The sequence below is a fragment of the Alkalilimnicola sp. S0819 genome (assembly GCF_009295635.1).
Lineage (GTDB): Bacteria > Pseudomonadota > Gammaproteobacteria > Nitrococcales > WHIW01 > S0819.
In genome coordinates this window covers 25,801-42,386 of sequence record NZ_WHIW01000009.1, presented here as the reverse complement: position 1 = coordinate 42,386, position 16,586 = coordinate 25,801, and the positions used below count along the sequence as shown (strand labels likewise).

General features: G+C 66.5%; 13 protein-coding genes and 2 tRNA genes. 14 read left to right on the top strand and 1 reads right to left on the bottom strand.

Annotation, left to right across the window (positions count from 1 at the left end; translation table 11 throughout):
* The first annotated feature begins 44 nt into the window (after positions 1-44).
* From uvrB to GBG68_RS08955, 13 genes are all read left to right on the top strand, one after another.
* A complete protein-coding gene (gene uvrB / locus GBG68_RS09015) occupies positions 45-2,066 on the top strand; it encodes an excinuclease ABC subunit UvrB (RefSeq protein ID WP_152146620.1) in 2,022 nt (673 codons plus the stop codon).
* A 162-nt stretch (positions 2,067-2,228) separates the two neighbouring features.
* A complete protein-coding gene (locus tag GBG68_RS09010; RefSeq protein WP_193222275.1) occupies positions 2,229-3,176 on the top strand; it encodes a YjgN family protein in 948 nt (315 codons plus the stop codon).
* A gap of 162 nt (positions 3,177-3,338) precedes the next feature.
* Positions 3,339-4,421 (top strand): M48 family metallopeptidase, encoded by a 1,083-nt coding sequence (locus tag GBG68_RS09005; RefSeq protein ID WP_152146618.1) that lies wholly within the window; start codon positions 3,339-3,341, stop codon positions 4,419-4,421.
* A gap of 61 nt (positions 4,422-4,482) precedes the next feature.
* Positions 4,483-4,559: transfer RNA gene (locus GBG68_RS09000), tRNA-Val, on the top strand.
* A 105-nt stretch (positions 4,560-4,664) separates the two neighbouring features.
* On the top strand, positions 4,665-6,590 hold the full coding sequence (gene thrS, locus GBG68_RS08995; RefSeq protein WP_152146617.1) for a threonine--tRNA ligase: 1,926 nt from the start codon (positions 4,665-4,667) through the stop codon (positions 6,588-6,590).
* An 8-nt stretch (positions 6,591-6,598) separates the two neighbouring features.
* Positions 6,599-7,150 carry a translation initiation factor IF-3 gene (gene infC / locus GBG68_RS08990; protein WP_152146616.1) on the top strand — a complete coding sequence of 184 codons (552 nt, stop codon included), beginning with the start codon at positions 6,599-6,601 and terminating at the stop codon, positions 7,148-7,150.
* 71 nt (positions 7,151-7,221) lie between these two features.
* A complete protein-coding gene (gene rpmI / locus GBG68_RS08985) occupies positions 7,222-7,419 on the top strand; it encodes a 50S ribosomal protein L35 (protein WP_152146615.1) in 198 nt (65 codons plus the stop codon).
* A gap of 42 nt (positions 7,420-7,461) precedes the next feature.
* Entirely contained in the window at positions 7,462-7,818 is a 357-nt protein-coding gene (gene rplT, locus GBG68_RS08980) for a 50S ribosomal protein L20 (RefSeq protein WP_152146614.1), read from the top strand.
* Positions 7,819-7,930: 112 nt separating this feature from the next.
* Positions 7,931-8,965, top strand: coding sequence for a phenylalanine--tRNA ligase subunit alpha (pheS, locus tag GBG68_RS08975; protein ID WP_152146613.1), 1,035 nt, complete (start codon positions 7,931-7,933; stop codon positions 8,963-8,965).
* 23 nt (positions 8,966-8,988) lie between these two features.
* Positions 8,989-11,364 carry a phenylalanine--tRNA ligase subunit beta gene (gene pheT / locus GBG68_RS08970; protein ID WP_152146612.1) on the top strand — a complete coding sequence of 792 codons (2,376 nt, stop codon included), beginning with the start codon at positions 8,989-8,991 and terminating at the stop codon, positions 11,362-11,364.
* A gap of 8 nt (positions 11,365-11,372) precedes the next feature.
* A complete protein-coding gene (gene ihfA, locus GBG68_RS08965) occupies positions 11,373-11,672 on the top strand; it encodes an integration host factor subunit alpha (RefSeq protein WP_152146611.1) in 300 nt (99 codons plus the stop codon).
* Positions 11,653-12,009, top strand: a complete 357-nt coding sequence (locus GBG68_RS08960; protein ID WP_152146610.1) for a MerR family transcriptional regulator — start codon at positions 11,653-11,655, stop codon at positions 12,007-12,009. The genes ihfA and GBG68_RS08960 overlap by 20 nt, the downstream gene beginning before the upstream one ends.
* 49 nt (positions 12,010-12,058) lie before the next feature.
* Positions 12,059-12,135, top strand: a tRNA-Pro gene (locus GBG68_RS08955).
* Between the two features lie 28 nt (positions 12,136-12,163).
* On the opposite strand, the gene GBG68_RS08950 is transcribed toward GBG68_RS08955, so the two are convergent.
* Complete coding sequence (locus GBG68_RS08950; RefSeq protein WP_152146609.1) at positions 12,164-13,993, bottom strand: cation:proton antiporter; 1,830 nt, start codon at positions 13,991-13,993, stop codon at positions 12,164-12,166.
* Between the two features lie 368 nt (positions 13,994-14,361).
* On the opposite strand from GBG68_RS08950, the gene GBG68_RS08945 reads away from it, so the two are divergent.
* Positions 14,362-16,581 carry an XrtA/PEP-CTERM system-associated ATPase gene (locus tag GBG68_RS08945; RefSeq protein ID WP_152146608.1) on the top strand — a complete coding sequence of 740 codons (2,220 nt, stop codon included), beginning with the start codon at positions 14,362-14,364 and terminating at the stop codon, positions 16,579-16,581.
* The last annotated feature ends 5 nt before the right edge of the window (positions 16,582-16,586 follow it).

Sequence of the window (16,586 nt, the reverse complement as noted above, 5' to 3'; positions counted from 1 at the left end):
AGTGAATTGCATATTTTACGGGAAATGGGGCGCGCACTAAACGTATGAGCGATATTTTTCAGCTGAAGTCCGATTATCAGCCCGCCGGTGATCAGCCCGCGGCCATCGCGGCGCTGGTGGAGGGCTTCCAGTCCGGCCTGCTCAACCAGACCCTGCTGGGGGTCACCGGTTCGGGCAAGACCTTCACCATGGCCAATGTGATCGCGCGTCTGCAGCGCCCGGCCATCGTGCTCGCGCCGAACAAGACGCTGGCCGCGCAGCTCTATGGCGAGATGCGGGAGTTCTTCCCGGACAACGCCGTAGAGTACTTCGTCAGCTACTACGACTACTACCAGCCCGAAGCCTATGTGCCGTCCTCGGACACCTTCATCGAGAAGGACGCCTCGGTGAACGAGCACATCGAGCAGATGCGCCTGTCGGCCACCAAGGCGCTGATGGAGCGGCGCGATTCGGTGATCGTCGCCTCGGTGTCGTCCATCTACGGCCTGGGCGACCCCAAGCAGTACCTGAGCATGATCCTGCACCTGGTGCGGGGCGATCGCATCGATCAGCGGGTGATCCTGCGCCGGCTCGCCCAGCTGCAGTACACCCGCAACGACGCCGAGCTTTCCCGCGGCACCTACCGGGCCCGGGGCGAGGTGATCGATATCTTCCCCGCCGAATCCGAGCAGGAGGCGGTGCGGGTGGAATTGTTCGATGACGAGATCGAGCAGCTCTCCTACTTCGACCCGCTCACCGGCGAGGTGCTGCGCCGGGTGCCGCGGCTCACCATCTACCCCAAGACCCATTACGTCACGCCCCGGGAAACGGTGCTCAAGGCCGTGGATGCCATCAAGGACGAGCTGCGCGAGCGCCTGGCGCAGCTGCGCGACAACGGCAAGCTGCTGGAGGCCCAGCGCCTGGAGCAGCGCACCAACTTCGATATCGAGATGATGCTGGAGTTGGGCTACTGCAACGGTATCGAGAACTACTCCCGGTACCTCTCCGGTCGCGGTCCCGGCGAGCCGCCGCCGACCCTGTTCGATTACCTGCCCCAGGACGCGGTGCTGTTCATCGACGAGTCCCACGTCACCATTCCGCAGCTGGGCGGCATGTACAAGGGCGACCGTTCCCGCAAGCAAACCCTGGTGGAATACGGTTTCCGGCTGCCCTCGGCGCTGGACAACCGCCCCCTGCGCTTCGATGAATTCCTGCGCCTCGCCCCCCAGGGCGTGTTCGTCTCCGCCACCCCGGGCCCGTACGAGAAGGAGCACGCCGACCAGGTGGTGGAGCAGGTTGTACGCCCCACCGGGCTGGTGGACCCGCAGCTGGAGGTGCGCCCGGCCGGCTCCCAGGTGGACGATCTGCTGGGCGAGGTGCGCCTGCGGGTGGACAAGGGCGAGCGGGTGCTGGTGACCACGCTCACCAAGAAGATGTCCGAGGACCTCACCGAGTACATGCACGAGAACGGCGTGCGGGTACGTTACCTGCACTCGGACATCGACACCGTGGAGCGCATGGAGATCATCCGCGACCTGCGTCTGGGCGCCTTCGATGTGCTGATCGGCATCAACCTGCTCCGCGAGGGGCTGGATATCCCCGAGGTTTCCCTGGTGGCGATCCTCGATGCGGACAAGGAAGGGTTCCTGCGCTCCGAGCGCTCCCTGATCCAGACCATTGGCCGGGCGGCCCGGAACCTCAATGGCCGGGCGATTCTCTACGCCGACCAGATCACCGATTCCATGCGCCGGGCCATGGACGAGACCGAGCGCCGCCGGGCCAGGCAGCTCGCCCATAACGAGGCTCACGGCATCACGCCGCAGGGCGTGCGCAAGGCGGTGGCGGACGTGATGGACCGGGAGGGCGGCGCGCCCGGGGCGAGCCGGGAAGTTGCCCGGGTGGCGGAGGAGGCCGCTCGCTACGGCAAGCTCAGCCCCGCCGAGGCCGTGCGGCGCGTCAAGCAATTGGAGCAGCAGATGAACAAGCACGCCCGCAACCTGGAATTCGAGGAGGCGGCCAAGCTGCGCGACGAGATCCAGCGCCTGGAGCACTACGCTCTGGGCAAGCCGGACAGCCAGACCGCCTGAACGTATTTCCGCGCCCCCCCATCGCCGGTTACTATGCCGACGGCGCTACACATTTTGTAGGAGCGGCTCATGGCCGCGAACCGCCTCTTTCAGGGAGGGTTCGCGGCCATCAGGCGCTCCTGCCGTGCAGACGCCGCACACAACAAAAAAGGAAACACAAGCATGCAGACCGCAAATCCGGCTGTCGGGGGGCAACGGGTTCAGCATCACGGTAGTGGTGGTGAACTGTTCGTGATCTATCTCATCAATATGCTGCTCAAGGCCATCACCCTGGGCATCTACCACTTCTGGGCCAAGGTGCGGGTGCGCCGCTACCTTTGGAGCCAGACCAGCTTCGATGGCGAGCGCTTCGAATACGACGGCACGGGTGGGGAGCTCTTCATGGGGTTCCTCAAGGTGGTGGGTCTCTACCTGCTGTTGTTCATTGTCTTCAGCGTGGCGGGTATGGTCTCGTCGGGCCTGCAGGCACTGCTGTTCGGCGCGCTGTACATGGCCTTCCCCGTGCTCATCGGCGCCGGTCTGTATTCCGCCCAGCGTTACCGGCTCTCGCGCACCCGTCTGCGGGGCGTGCGCTTCGGCCTGGACGGCTCCGCCTGGCGTTACGGCTGGAGCATGCTGGGATACGGCATCATCACCCTGCTGACCCTGGGCCTCTACAAGCCCTTCATGGACATGCACCTGGCCCGGCAGATGTACGCCGCGACCCGTTACGGTGGCGAGCACTTCGATTTCCAGGGGCAGGGTGGCGACTTGTTCAAGTCCTTCCTGCTGGCCTGGCTGCTCACCTTGCCCACCCTGGGCTTGATCTGGTTCTGGTACCTGGGTGTATCGATGCGCTACACCGCCGAGAAGCTGAGCTTCCCGGGTCTGAGCTTCCGTCTGGATGTCAGTGGCGGTGCCTTCTTCATGCTCTGGCTCACCAATATCCTGCTGCTGATGTTCACCCTGGGGCTCGCCTTCCCCTGGGTGTTGTTGCGCAATATGCACTTCATCACCCGTCGCCTGGCGGTGGAGGGGCAGGTGAACTATGCCGCCATCCAGCAAACCGCCGCCGAGGCGAACACCACCGGCGAAGGCCTGGTGGACGCACTGGATCTGGGCGCCATCTGACGGCGCGCCCGAGCAGACCGCGGTGGCCGGCCAGGCCCGGCCGCCGGCTTCATTCCCCCGCAGGAGCGGCGCTTGGCCGCGATCTCCCCCCCGTAACGGGCGACATGCCTGGGGGAATTCGCGGCCAGGCGCCGCTCCTGCCCGTTTCGACAGGACGCTTGCATGAACCAGGCACGGGAATGGCTGGGTTATTGGAACGACGGCTACAGTGCCGAGCGCCAGCGGGTACGCATCGTGCTCACGGCCGATCGCCTGGTGCTGAGCGATGCCGGTAACGGGCACGCGGTGACTCTGCTGCCCTTGCAGGGCTTGAGCCTGGCGGAAGAGGTCTATCGGGGCCAGCCGCTGCGCTTTCGACATGCCGAACGAGGCGATGCCCGCCTGTCGGTGGAAGAGCATGGGTTGTTGGATGCGCTGCGCGAGCGGCAACCCGGCCTGGGTCGTCGCTATCTTGGTCGGCGAGGCGCGGGCTCACGCCTGCTGCTTTGGGGCGGGGGCGCTGCGCTGCTGGCTTTGGGCTTGCTGTTCGGGCTGCCCCGGCTGGCCGGCCCGCTCGCCCAGCTGGTCCCCGTGGCCTGGGAGGATTCCCTGGGCCGCGAACTGGTGGACCAGCTGGCCGGCGGCGTGCGCTGTGAAGCGCCGGAAGGGCTGCAAGCGCTGGCCGTCCTGCGCCGTCGCCTGCAGGGCGCCACCCCCGGCCCGTACCGATATCGTGTGCAGGTGGTGCCCGGCGAGATGGTCAACGCCCTGGCCGCGCCGGGCGGGCACATCCTCATCTATGACGGCCTGCTCCAGGCGGTGGAAGGGCCCGAAGAGCTGACCGCCGTGCTTGCCCACGAAATGGCCCATGTGACGCACCGCCATGGCACCCAGGCGCTGATTCGCCAGGCCGGCTACAGCCTGTTGCTCACGGCGATGCTCGGAGACGCCAGCGCCGCGGCCTCGGTGCTGACGGAGTCCGGGGTGATGTTGCTGGGCCTGGCCCACAGTCGCGCCGCCGAGGCGGAGGCTGACCGGGCCGCCATCGCCCGCCTGAACGCCGCGGGGCTGGATTCCCGCGGGCTGCAGCGCTTCTTCGCGCGCCTGAAGGCGGAGGGGGACGAGTTGCCGGATTCCCTGGCGCTGCTCTCCAGCCACCCCCTGCACGCTGAACGCGTCGAGCAGGCCGCGCGGCTGTCCCGCGCCGGCGAGGCGCCGCTCGATGGGCATCAATGGCGGGCCCTCAAGGGAATCTGCGCGCCGTGAGAATGGGCGTCCAGAGTGCTTGCCGTCGCCCTGTCACGTCGGTATAGTACGCCGCTCTTGCAGGCGCGTAGCTCAGCTGGTTAGAGCACCACCTTGACATGGTGGGGGTCGGTGGTTCGAGTCCACTCGCGCCTACCAATTTCGGAAAGGCACCCCAGAGGGTGCCTTTCTTTTGTCAGCCGGTTTCCTCCGGCGCGAACAAGTGGCCCCTCGTATCGGTCACCACTGTAGGAGTTGACGCAGATGCCCACCATCACGCTCCCCGACGGTTCCCGCAAGCAGTTCGATCAGCCGGTCACCGTGCATCAGGTCGCCGAATCCATCGGCCCGGGCCTGGCGAAAGCCGCGCTGGCCGGCAAGGTCGATGGGCGCCTGGTGGATACCTCCTACACCATCGAGGACGACGCTGAGCTGGCCATCGTCACCGGCCGGGACGAGGAAGGCGTGGACGTGATTCGCCACTCCGCCGCCCACCTGCTGGCCCAGGCGGTGAAGGAGCTCTTTCCGGAAGCCCAGGTCACCATCGGCCCGGTGATCGACAACGGCTTCTACTACGACTTCGCCTACACCCGCCCCTTCACCGAAGCGGACCTGGAAGCCATCGAGAAGAAGATGGTGGAACTGGCCGCCAGCGACTTCCCCGTGCACCGGGAAGTGTGGGACCGGGACGAGGCGGTGGGGTACTTTCGCGAGCTCGGCGAGGAGTACAAGGCGGAGATCATCAGCGAGATCCCCGCCGGTGAGCAGATTTCCATCTACCGCCAGGGGGAGTTCCTGGATCTGTGCCGCGGCCCCCACGTGCCGTCCACCGGCAAGCTGCAGGCCTTCAAGCTGACGAAGGTGGCCGGCGCCTACTGGCGCGGCGACTCCAGCAACGAGATGCTACAGCGCATCTACGGCACCGCCTGGAGCGACAAGAAGGCGCTGAAGGCCTATCTGAAGCGCCTGGAGGAAGCCGAGAAGCGCGATCATCGCCGCATCGCCCGGCTCCAGGATCTCTTCCACATCCAGGAAGAGGCGCCGGGCATGGTGTTCTGGCACGACCGCGGCTGGCGGGTCTATGTGGCGCTGCAGGACTACATCCGTCAGCAGCTGCGCGGCCGGGGCTATCAGGAAGTGCAGACCCCGAACCTGGCCGATCGCAGCCTGTGGGAGAAGTCCGGCCACTGGGAGAAGTTCCGGGACGATATGTTCACCACCGAGTCCGAGAACCGGACCTACGCGGTGAAACCCATGAACTGCCCCTGCCATGTGCAGATCTTCAACCAGGGCCTGAAGAGCTACCGGGATCTGCCCCTGCGCATGGCCGAGTTCGGTTCCTGCCACCGCAACGAGCCCTCGGGCACGCTGCACGGGCTGATGCGCGTGCGCGCCTTCACCCAGGACGATGCGCACATCTTCTGCACCGAGGCGCAGATCCAGGACGAAGTGGCCGATTTCATCGATCTGGTCTACCAGGTCTATGGGGATTTCGGCTTCGAGGAGATCCAGCTGGCGCTCTCCACCCGCCCCGAGCAGCGGGTGGGCTCCGACGAGAGCTGGGACCGTGCGGAGCTGGCGCTGGAGACGGCGCTGAAGAATCGCGGCCTGGATTACCGCCTGCAGCCCGGCGAGGGCGCCTTCTACGGGCCGAAGATCGAATTCGCCTTGAAGGACTGCATCGGCCGGGTCTGGCAGTGTGGCACCATCCAGGTGGATTTCTCCATGCCCGGACGCCTGGACGCCCAGTATGTGGCCGAGGACGGCAGCAAGCAGACGCCGGTGATGCTGCATCGGGCGATCCTCGGCTCCTTCGAACGGTTCTTCGGGATACTCACCGAACACTACGCCGGCGCCTGGCCCGCCTGGCTGGCGCCGGTGCAGGCTGTGGTGATGAATATTACCGATCGACAGAGCGATTTTGCCCGCGAAGTGGAAAATCGCTTGCGCGTGATGGGCTTCCGGGTGGAAGCCGACTTGAGAAACGAGAAGATCGGCTTTAAAATCCGCGAGCACACTTTGCAGAAGGTCCCCTACATGCTGGTCATCGGGGACCGCGAGATGGATTCCAAGGCGGTTGCCGTCAGGGCGCGCACGGGCGAGGACCTCGGTTCTTTGTCCGTGGACGAGTTTGCAGCCCTGCTGGAACAGGACGTACGGCGCCGCGGTCGGACACAATCGGAGGACTGACCATCGCAATGAGACCGAGAAGGGGGCCGCGTAACGCGCCTCCGCAGCAGGATTCTCGCAGGATCAACGGCCGCATCCAGGAGCCGGAGGTTCGGCTGATCGACGAGGAAGGTCAGCAGGTGGGCGTGGTGCCCACCGAGGACGCCATGGAGCGCGCCGAGACGGTCGGGATGGACCTGGTCGAGATCGACGCCAACGCCAAGCCGCCTGTCTGCCGTATCATGGACTACGGCAAGTACAAGTTCGACTTGAGCAAGAAGCAGCAGGCTGCTCGCAAGAAGCAGAAGCAGATCCAGGTCAAGGAAGTGAAGTTCCGTCCGGGTACGGACGAGGGCGACTACCAGATCAAGCTCCGCAACCTGCGCCGCTTCATCGAGGATGGCGACAAGGGCAAGGTGACGCTGCGTTTCCGGGGCCGTGAAATGGCCCATCAGGAGATCGGTCTCAAGCTGTTGAATCGCGTGGAGAGTGACCTGGAGGATATCGCCCAGGTGGATTCACGACCGCGGATGGAAGGCCGTCTGATGGTCATGATGCTCTCGCCGAAGAAAGGCAAATAGGCCTTTCGGACCATAAGCGGCTTCACCCCCGCCGGGGGTGAGGCCTTTTGTTTTAGACTCGGAGTACTGGCATGCCGAAGATCAAGACCAACCGCGGAGCGGCCAAGCGCTTCAAGAAGACCGCCAGCGGTCGTTACAAGCGCGCGCAAGCCTTCGCCAACCACATCCTGACCAAGAAGAGCACCAAGCGGAAGCGCCACTTGCGCGGCAGTGTGCTGGTGGCGAAGGCGGACACGCCCGCCCTGGACCGGATGATGCCGTACCTCTGACGCGGTAACGACTTCTAGCATTAAGGATTCTGGAGAACAGCAATGGCTCGAGTGAAGCGTGGTGTACAGGCTCGTCGCCGCCACAAGAAGGTGCTGGCGAAAGCCAAGGGTTATTACGGGGCGCGCCGCAAGTCGTTCCGCGTAGCCAATCAGGCGGTGACCAAGGCGGGCCAGTACGCCTACCGTGACCGCCGGCAGCGCAAGCGTCAGTTCCGTGCCCTGTGGATCGCCCGCATCAACGCCGGCGCCCGCGAGAACGGTCTGTCCTACAGCCGCATGATCAACGGCCTGCAGAAGGCCGCCGTGGAAGTGGACCGCAAGGTGCTGGCCGATCTGGCCGTGCACGACAAGGCGGCTTTCGCGGTGCTGGCCGAGAAGGCCAAGGCGAGCCTCGCCTAAGGGTTTCCGCCGCGCACGCGGCCCGGGGCGCTCCGCCCTCGGGTCCTGGAAGGGGAGGGAGCGGCCGCGCCTTCCCCTTTTTTATTGCCAGCCAAAGGTTGATGCGACGCACATGACAACGCAGGACCGCTCCGCGCTGACGCAACTCCTCGCCCAGGCCGAACAGGCCCTGGCCGACGCCGTCAGCCTCAAGGAACTCGATGATATCCGGGTCGCCTATCTGGGCAAGAAGGGCCGTCTGACCGATCAGCTCAAGGCGCTGGGCAAGCTCTCCCCCGAGGAGCGCCCGGCGGCCGGCCAGGCTATCAACGAAGCCAAGCGTGCCCTGCAGGAAAAGCTGGAGGTGCGCAAGCAGGCCCTGGAGGGCGCCGCCCTGGAGCAGGCCCTGAAGGCCGAGCGCGTGGACGTGACCCTGCCCGGTCGCGGTGAGCGCCCCGGCGGCCTGCATCCGGTAACCCGCACCCTGGAGCGGATCGAGGATCTGTTCGTGCAACTGGGCTTCGACGTGGTCGAAGGCCCCGAGGTCGAGGACGACTACCACAACTTCGAGGCCCTCAATATCCCGGCCCATCACCCGGCCCGGGCCATGCACGACACTTTCTATTTCGATGCCCACCGGCTGCTGCGCACCCACACCTCGCCGGTGCAGGTGCGCACCATGAAAGCCACCGGTGGCGCGCCGGTGCGGGTGATCGCCCCGGGGCGCGTGTACCGCTGCGACTCCGACGTCACCCACACCCCCATGTTCCACCAGGTGGAAGGCTTGCTGGTGGACGAGGGCATCAGCTTCGCCGACCTCAAGGGCGTGCTGCATGATTTCCTGCGCGCTTTCTTCGAAAAGGATCTGGCGGTACGGTTCCGCCCCTCCTATTTCCCCTTCACCGAACCCTCGGCGGAAGTGGACATCGAATGCGTGATCTGCGGCGGCGACGGCTGCCGGGTGTGCAAGGGCAGCGGCTGGCTGGAGGTGCTGGGCAGCGGCATGGTGCACCCGGCGGTGTTCGGCCACGTGGACATCGACGCCGAACGCTACAGTGGCTACGCCTTCGGTATGGGCGTGGAGCGCCTGGCGATGCTTCGCTACGGCGTCAATGATCTGCGCCTGTTCTTCGAAAACGATCTGCGCTTCCTGCGCCAGTTCCGCTAGGCCGCCGGGAAGAGAGGAAGTCGATGAGAATCAGCGATCAATGGTTGCGTGAGTGGGTGAAATATCCCGGCGAAGCCCGGGAATTGGCGGACAAGCTCACCATGGCCGGACTGGAAGTGGACGCCTTGGAACCCGCCGCGCCGCCGTTTCATGGCGTGGTGGTGGCCGAGATTGTGGAATGCGGCCCGCATCCGGATGCCGACAAGCTGCAGGTCTGCAGGGTCAGCACCGGGGCCGAGGAGCTGCAGATCGTCTGCGGGGCGTCCAACGCCCGTGTTGGCCTGAAGGTGCCGCTCGCCACCGTCGGCGGTGAGCTGCCCGGCGGCATGAAGATCCGCAAGGCCAAGCTGCGGGGGGTGGAATCCTTCGGCATGCTGAGCTCCGCCCGGGAACTGGGCTTGAGCGAAGATCATGCGGGGCTCATGGAGCTTCCCGGCGATGCCCCGGTGGGCGCCGATCTGCGCGAGTACCTGGGTCTGGACGATCAGATCGTCGAGGTGGACCTGACCCCCAACCGCAGCGACTGCCTGGGCATGATCGGGCTCGCCCGGGAAGTCACCGCCCTGGGCGGGCGGCGCGTCGCCGAGGCCCCGGCCGCCGAGATCGAGGCGGTGATCGAAGACCGTTTCCCGCTGCGCGTGGACGCCCCGGAGGCCTGTCCGCGCTATCTGGGGCGGGTGGTGCGCGGGGTGGATGTGACCGCCCCCAGCCCCATCTGGCTGCAGGAGCGCCTGCGCCGCGCCGGTATTCGCAGCCTCGGCCCGGTAGTGGACATCACCAACTACGTGATGCTGGAACTGGGCCAGCCCATGCACGCCTTCGATCTGGCGCGGCTGCAGGGCGGGATCGTGGTCCGCATGGCCCAGCCGGGCGATGAGCTGGAACTGCTCAACGGCGAGACCATCAAGCCCGATGAGCAGACCCTGCTGATCGCCGACGACGCCCGCCCCCTGGCCCTGGCGGGCGTGATGGGTGGGGAGGGCAGCGGTGTCACCGACGATACCCGCGACATCTTCTTCGAGAGCGCCTTCTTCGCTCCCGCGGCCATCGCCGGCCGCGCCCGGGCCTATGGGCTGCACACCGATTCCTCCCACCGCTTCGAGCGCGGTGTGGACCCGCATATCCAGCGCCGAGCCATCGAGCGGGCCACGGCGCTGCTGCTGGAGATCGCCGGCGGCAAGCCCGGCCCGGTGATCGAGCAGGCCGCCGATGAGCACCTGCCCCGGGAGCGACGGGTGCGGCTGCGCCGTGCGCGTATCGCCCAGCTGCTGGGGCTGAACATACCCGAGCAGGCCGTGGAAGCCATCCTGGGCGCCTTGGGCATGAGCCTGAATGCCGTGGGCGAGGACTGGGACGTGACCGTGCCGCCCTATCGCTTCGATATCGGCATCGAGGAAGACCTGATCGAGGAGCTCGCACGGGTATGGGGCTACGAACGTATCCCCGCTCGCAGCGCGGCGCAGAGTGCGCGCATGGGTGAGCGCAGCGAAGCGCGGCTGAGTCTGCGCCGTCTGCGTACCGCCTTGGTGGATCGGGGCTACCAGGAAGCGATCACCTACAGCTTCGTGGACCGGGAACTGCAGCAGGCGCTGGACCCGGAGCAGGAGCCGCTGGCGCTCGCCAACCCCATCTCCGCCGATCTGTCGGTGATGCGCACCAGCCTCTGGCCGGGGCTGGTCAAGGCCGCCGTGTATAACCAGGCGCGCCAGCAGTCGCGGGTGCGCCTGTTCGAGAGCGGGCTGCGTTTTCGCGGCGCACTGGACGAACTGGAACAGACCCCCATGCTCGCGGGTCTGGTGGTCGGCACGGCGCTGCCGGAGCAATGGGCCGGCGAGCCGCGCCCGGTGGATTTCTTCGACGCCAAGGCCGACGTGGAACATCTGCTCGCTCTGAGCGGCGCGGCGGATGCGTATCGCTTCGTCGCCGAGACACATCCGGCGCTGCATCCGGGCCAGAGCGCGCGCATCTACTGCGACGACCAGCCGGTGGGTTGGCTGGGCGCGCTGCACCCGCAACAGGCTCGTGCCCTGGATGTGGACGGCGCCTGTTATCTGTTCGAGCTGGAGCTTGCGGCGTTGCAGGAAGCGCGCGTGCCCGGCTTCAGTGAATTGTCCAAATACCCCTCCATTCGCCGGGATCTGGCCCTGCTGGTCAGTGATCGGGTCAGCGGTGGTGCCATTACCGCCCTGGTGCGCGAGGTGGCGGGGGACGTATTGCGGGACCTGGTGTTGTTCGATGTGTACCAGGGCAAGGGCGTGCCCGAGGCCCACAAGAGCGTCGCCATAGGCTTGATATTACAGGATTATTCGCGCACTCTGACCGACCAGGACGTGGATCGATTGATCGGCCGCGTGGTGGAGCGTCTGGGTCGAGATCTCGGTGCGAGTCTACGGGAGTAACAAAGACAATGGCGCTGACCAAGGCGGCAATGGCCGAGAGGCTGTTTGAAGAAGTCGGACTGAACAAGCGTGAAGCCAAGGACCTGGTGGAGGCTTTTTTCGAGGAAATCCGCAGTGCCCTGGAAGGTGGCACTCCGGTCAAGCTTTCCGGCTTCGGCAACTTCGACCTTCGAGACAAGAATGAACGTCCCGGGCGGAACCCCAAGACCGGCGAGGAGATCCCCATCTCCGCCCGGCGCGTGGTGACCTTCCGCCCTGGCCAGAAGCTCAAGGCGCGGGTGGAAGCATATGCTGGAGACGTCGAATAACAACGAGTTCCCGCCGATACCGGCCAAGCGGTATTTCACCATCGGTGAGGTGAGCGAGCTGTGCTCGGTCAAGCCCCATGTGCTGCGCTACTGGGAGCAGGAGTTTCCCCAGCTCAAGCCGGTGAAGCGGCGCGGGAACCGGCGCTACTATCAACGCCACGATGTGATGCTGATCCGGCAGATCCGGGCGCTGCTCTACGAGGAAGGGTTCACCATCGGGGGCGCGCGCCAGCGCCTCACCGGCGAAGGGGCCAGGGAAGACCAGCAGCAGAGCCAGCAGGTGGTGCGGCAGATGCGCGCCGAGCTGGAAGACCTGCTGGCCCTGCTGAAACGCTAGCAACGGCCTTTGCGCTACGGCGGCTTTGATGTACCATACCGCCTCCTTTCGGGGTGTAGCGCAGCCTGGTAGCGCACCTGCATGGGGTGCAGGTGGTCGGAGGTTCGAATCCTCTCACCCCGACCAAAAATCAAGAAAGCGGGCCATTGGGGCGTTAACGACCCGGCCCGCTTTTTCTGTGCGCGAAGCCCTCCTGCCTGTTTCCTGATCCGTTTTCCTGCCTGCCTCGGTGTCCCGCTTCGCTGCTTTCCGGGGCACCGCGTCGCATCAGCCGATAGCTGCCCCCCAATACCGCGCCGAACACCAGATGGGCGAAGATCGTCAGCCCGGTGCGCGCCATCTCGAACCACGGAAAAAGATGCGTGAACAGGTAGAAATTGACCAGATACAGGCCCAGCCCGAACACGGCGCCGAGCAGGGTGCTCGCGGCCAGTCTCCGGTTCTCGATGAAGGGGGCCAGCAGCCAGGCGTAGCTCAGCGACAAGGTGAAGTGGATGAGCAGCGCGACCAGCGCGATGCTGCCGCCGAAGCCGGCCGGTGGGGGCAGGACCTCGGGGCCCAGGCCGATGGCGGCGATCATTCGCAGGGGCGCCCAGGGACTGGCGTCCAGCAGTACCGGTGCAAGGCTCATTTCAAGCACCAGGAACACAAGGCCTGCGATGAGGCCAGCCACGGCGGCCAGGTCCCAGGCGCTGGCCGCCACCAGGCGCGCAAGCGCCGGCGGCAGGCCGGTGTCGGTTTCGCGAATGTCGTGGTCCGGGGGCGACACGGGGGCATCGATGGCGCCTCGCCCCAGATACCGCTGCAGCATCAGCGGGTGGACGATGACGGTATAGGCGACGAGGGCGAAGACCATGGCGAGCAGTTGCTGGCGATAGAGGTAGTCCGCCGGTGTCATCAGTACCAGCGCCGCGGGCACCGCGCCGCGTAGGCCGCCGAGCATGATCACGTGCCGCCAGGACCGGGGCAGGGCGCGTCCCTGGGCGCGCAGCAACGGCCCGGCGCCGTAGACCAGCAGCGCGCGGCTGACCAGAAGCAGCGCGATGACGCTGACGAATACCCAGTCAAAAGCGATGTCCTGTGCCGCAATCGCCGCCCCCAGGGCAAAGTAGAGCGAGCTGGCGGCCAGGCTGGCGAGGAAATTCCACAGTTCATCGTAAAGCTCCGGTCCGCTCGAGCGTGGGCCGTGTCGGGCATGGCTGAACGCCAGGGCGGCGCACAGTACCGTGATGACGCCCGAGGCGTGCAGCAGGCGCTCGCTGAGCAAAAAGCCGGTGAAGGGCAGGGTGAGCGTCAGGGTCAGGCCGGGCACGCGGTTTTGTTCGCGCCAGCGCCGTACCAGCAGCCCACCCAGCCAGCCCAGTAGCAGCCCCGCCGGAATGGCCAGCAGGACGCTGCGGGTGGCGCCAATGGCCATGGCGCTGAACGACAGGCCGGCGGCGCCGATGGCCGTGGCCGCCAGGGCGGTGAAGGCGACGATGGTCAGGGCGTCGTTGAATAAGGATTCGCCGTGGAGGATCAGGCGCAGTTGCTCGGGGATGGGAAAGCGATTCAGCACGTGGGCCACCGAAGCGGGGTCGGTCGCGGCCACCGCCGCGCCGAACAACAAGCCGTGGATGGCGGGTATGTCCAGCAGAAACGCGGCGGGCAGGCCGATCAGGAGCATGCTCAAGGGCGTGCCCAGCAGTACCAGCAGCGCTATCGGGCCGGCGGAGCGCAGCAGCAGTGTGACGGGCAGTCTGCGGCCGCTGCCGAAGACCAGCACCGGCAGCAGCACGCTCACCACGATCTCCGGGTTCAGGCGAATGGTCGGCAGTTGCACCGCCAGGGGCTCCAGCAGACCGTAGCCGACCCCTACCAGCAGCATCCAGGATTCCGCCGGCAAGGCGGTACGCGGGGCATAGTGACGCACCAGAGCGACCACCAGGAGAAAGCCGCAAAGCGCGGCCAGCCATTGATCGTGTCGAAAGGCGGACTCTTCCATTGGGGCGCACCTTGCGTTCGCGGCGCGGCGCTCTTCGGGCAAGCCACGCGCAGGCCGAAGGCCTGGCACAGGTGCACCGCTTGAGAGCGATGCCGAACTCTATGGGGGCGATCAGGGGTATGCGAATAGGTGAGAACACGCATCCTCAGACGCTTGCGGGCAAGTGCGTTTCCGGCGTGTAGGTATTGCCGGCCGATGCGCGGTCAAGAGCGTGTCAGCGATACACGTCGTCGGCGGCCCACGGGCTCGCGGCCGTTGATTTTCCGCTCCGTTGCCATCAGTTCCCCACCGACACCGCGCCTTGGACGCTAGCCGCGCGGCCTTGAGGGGGCACGGCCCGTAAGCGGGCTATCGTTAACGGGATCCTTATGTACGAAGCATTCTACGGATTGAGCGCGGAGCCGTTCCGGTTGACGCCGGATCACCGTTTTTCCTTTCGGCACCGCAGCTATGCCCGGGCCAAGGCCTATCTGGAATACGGGGTGCGCCGCGCCGAGGGCTTCGTGATGATCACGGGGCGCCCGGGCACGGGGAAAACCACCCTGATCGATGACCTGCTGGCCAGCCTGAAGGGCGCCGGGGTATCCATCGCCCGACTCGTCAGCACCCAGGTGGAAGCGGGTGAACTGCTGCGCCTGGTGGCCTTTTCCTTCGGGCTGGATGCGGAAGGGGCGGACAAGGCCACGCTGCTGCGCCGCCTGGAGATGTTCCTGCGCGAGGAGGCGCAAGCCGGGCGCCGGGCGGTGTTGATCGTCGACGAAGCCCAGGATGTATCGGCGGGCGCGCTGGAAGAGCTGCGCCTGCTGACCAATCTGGTCCATCAGGGCCAACCCTTGTTGCAGGTCTTCTTGGTGGGGCAGGCGGAGTTGCGCGCGGTGGTGCGCAGCAAGGCCCTGGAGCAGCTGCACCAGCGCCTGATCGCCGCCTGCCATCTGGAGCCCCTGAACCTGCGCGAGTGCCGCGCCTATATCCAGTACCGGCTCAAACGGGTGGGCTGGCAAGGCGATCCGGCCTTCGCGGATGAGCTCTACGAGGGGGTGCATGCCTTCAGCCAGGGTGTGCCACGGCGCATTAATCAGGTCTGCAGCCGCTTGCTGTTGCATGGTTTCGTGGGAGAAAAGCACCGCTTGGATGGCGCCGATCTCGAGGCCGTGATTGACGATCTGCGAGAGGAAATGCTCACTCCCTGGGACGAGGAAGCGGACACGCGCGGGCGGCGCGTGCCGGCTCGGGGTGAGGAAGCCGAGTTCCGTTTCGATCCCGCCGATCTGGACCCGCCGCTGATCAGCGACGAGGAATCAAAAAAAAAAGATCGGCCTGAACCCCTCGGCCTGACATCGCCCCCCGGCGCCGGCGGGCCGGATCTTGGCGAGCCCTTGCCCTGCGAACCCTCGGGCGAGTCACCGCCCGAGCAGGATCCGCTTCCGGAAGGGGCGTCGGCGACGACGGACGATACCGAACCCAGCCCGCCGGCCGAGAGGGAGCATCGGCAGGCCCCGGCGACAGGGGCGCCGCCCACGCCCCGTGCCGTGCCCCTGGCCCGTATCGCCACCACCAAGGTGCCCGCCCACAAGGCCCGGCGGGGCATGCCGGAGCAGGAAGAATCCGGCCCGTGGCCGTTCGAGGCGCGGGCGCGTGCCGGCCGTGGAACCGTGCATGGGGATCCGGCGACAAGTCTGAACCCCGAGCAGGCCCCGGCGCCCGGGCGTACCGTGGCGGCCCGGCGCGCCGGCGCCGCCCTGGTGGCGGTGCTGGGCGCGCTGGCGCTGATTCTCGCCGCGCTGCTCGTGATGCGTTCTGTGCCCGGCCCCTGGTCGCCGGGGCTGGACCGCGCCGAGAGCTGGCTACGCGGGGAGTGGGCGCTTGCCCGTACCCGCTGGTCCGGCGATTTTCTGCCGCCACCACCGGAGGCCCCTGGCGCGCCGTCACGGCAAATGGCGCAACCGCTCACCGTGCAGGCGCCACCGCCCGCCGCGTCCGCGGTTGCCGCGGAGCCCCCCTACGATCGCCCCATCCGTCCCGACCCGGGCACCACCACCCGTCCCGATCCGGGCGCCGTCGCCAGCACCACGCAGGAACAGCAGCAGCAGGGCGGCCGCTTCGAGCCGGTTTCCGCCGCGCGCGCCGAGCTTTCTGCGAAAGCTGGCGCTGATGGGCGGGGCGTTGTGCCTGACGACCCCCTGGCCCAGATTCGCCGCACGGTGCGCGAGCAGCTGGCCGATGTGGGGCTGACCTTATGGCCCCAGGCCGATGGCAGCCTGTATCTGGATTTCATCGAACCGATCAGCTTTGGCTCCGACAGCGCCACGCTTGCCGACGACCAGGCTCGCGTGCTTGCCCGTCTATCGGGCGTGCTGCGCGCGCACCCGGCGGTGAAGGTGCGCCTGGTGGGCTGGACGGACACCCGAGGGGATCCGATTTATAATCAGTACCTGTCCGAACAGCGTGCCGGGACAGTGGCCGAATTGCTTCGGGAGCAGGGGCTGGATTCCCGGCGGCTGGAGGTGGAAGGACGGGGCGCGGTGACGCCGGGCCTCTTCGATCCCCAGGCCAGCCGTCGGGTGGATCTTTATCTGACAGCGCCCTGAGCAGC

Excerpts from the sequence above, each read along its gene's own strand:
- GBG68_RS08945 (WP_152146608.1), top strand. The coding sequence starts at position 14,362 with ATGTACGAAGCATTCTACGGATTGAGCGCGGAGCCGTTCCGGTTGACG.
- infC (WP_152146616.1), top strand. The coding sequence starts at position 6,599 with ATGAGACCGAGAAGGGGGCCGCGTAACGCGCCTCCGCAGCAGGATTCT.
- thrS (WP_152146617.1), top strand. The coding sequence starts at position 4,665 with ATGCCCACCATCACGCTCCCCGACGGTTCCCGCAAGCAGTTCGATCAG.
- rplT (WP_152146614.1), top strand. The coding sequence starts at position 7,462 with ATGGCTCGAGTGAAGCGTGGTGTACAGGCTCGTCGCCGCCACAAGAAG.
- GBG68_RS08960 (WP_152146610.1), top strand. The coding sequence starts at position 11,653 with ATGCTGGAGACGTCGAATAACAACGAGTTCCCGCCGATACCGGCCAAG.
- pheT (WP_152146612.1), top strand. The coding sequence starts at position 8,989 with ATGAGAATCAGCGATCAATGGTTGCGTGAGTGGGTGAAATATCCCGGC.
- GBG68_RS09005 (WP_152146618.1), top strand. The coding sequence starts at position 3,339 with ATGAACCAGGCACGGGAATGGCTGGGTTATTGGAACGACGGCTACAGT.
- uvrB (WP_152146620.1), top strand. The coding sequence starts at position 45 with ATGAGCGATATTTTTCAGCTGAAGTCCGATTATCAGCCCGCCGGTGAT.
- GBG68_RS09010 (WP_193222275.1), top strand. The coding sequence starts at position 2,229 with ATGCAGACCGCAAATCCGGCTGTCGGGGGGCAACGGGTTCAGCATCAC.
- rpmI (WP_152146615.1), top strand. The coding sequence starts at position 7,222 with ATGCCGAAGATCAAGACCAACCGCGGAGCGGCCAAGCGCTTCAAGAAG.
- ihfA (WP_152146611.1), top strand. The coding sequence starts at position 11,373 with ATGGCGCTGACCAAGGCGGCAATGGCCGAGAGGCTGTTTGAAGAAGTC.
- GBG68_RS08950 (WP_152146609.1), bottom strand. The coding sequence starts at position 13,993 with ATGGAAGAGTCCGCCTTTCGACACGATCAATGGCTGGCCGCGCTTTGC.
- pheS (WP_152146613.1), top strand. The coding sequence starts at position 7,931 with ATGACAACGCAGGACCGCTCCGCGCTGACGCAACTCCTCGCCCAGGCC.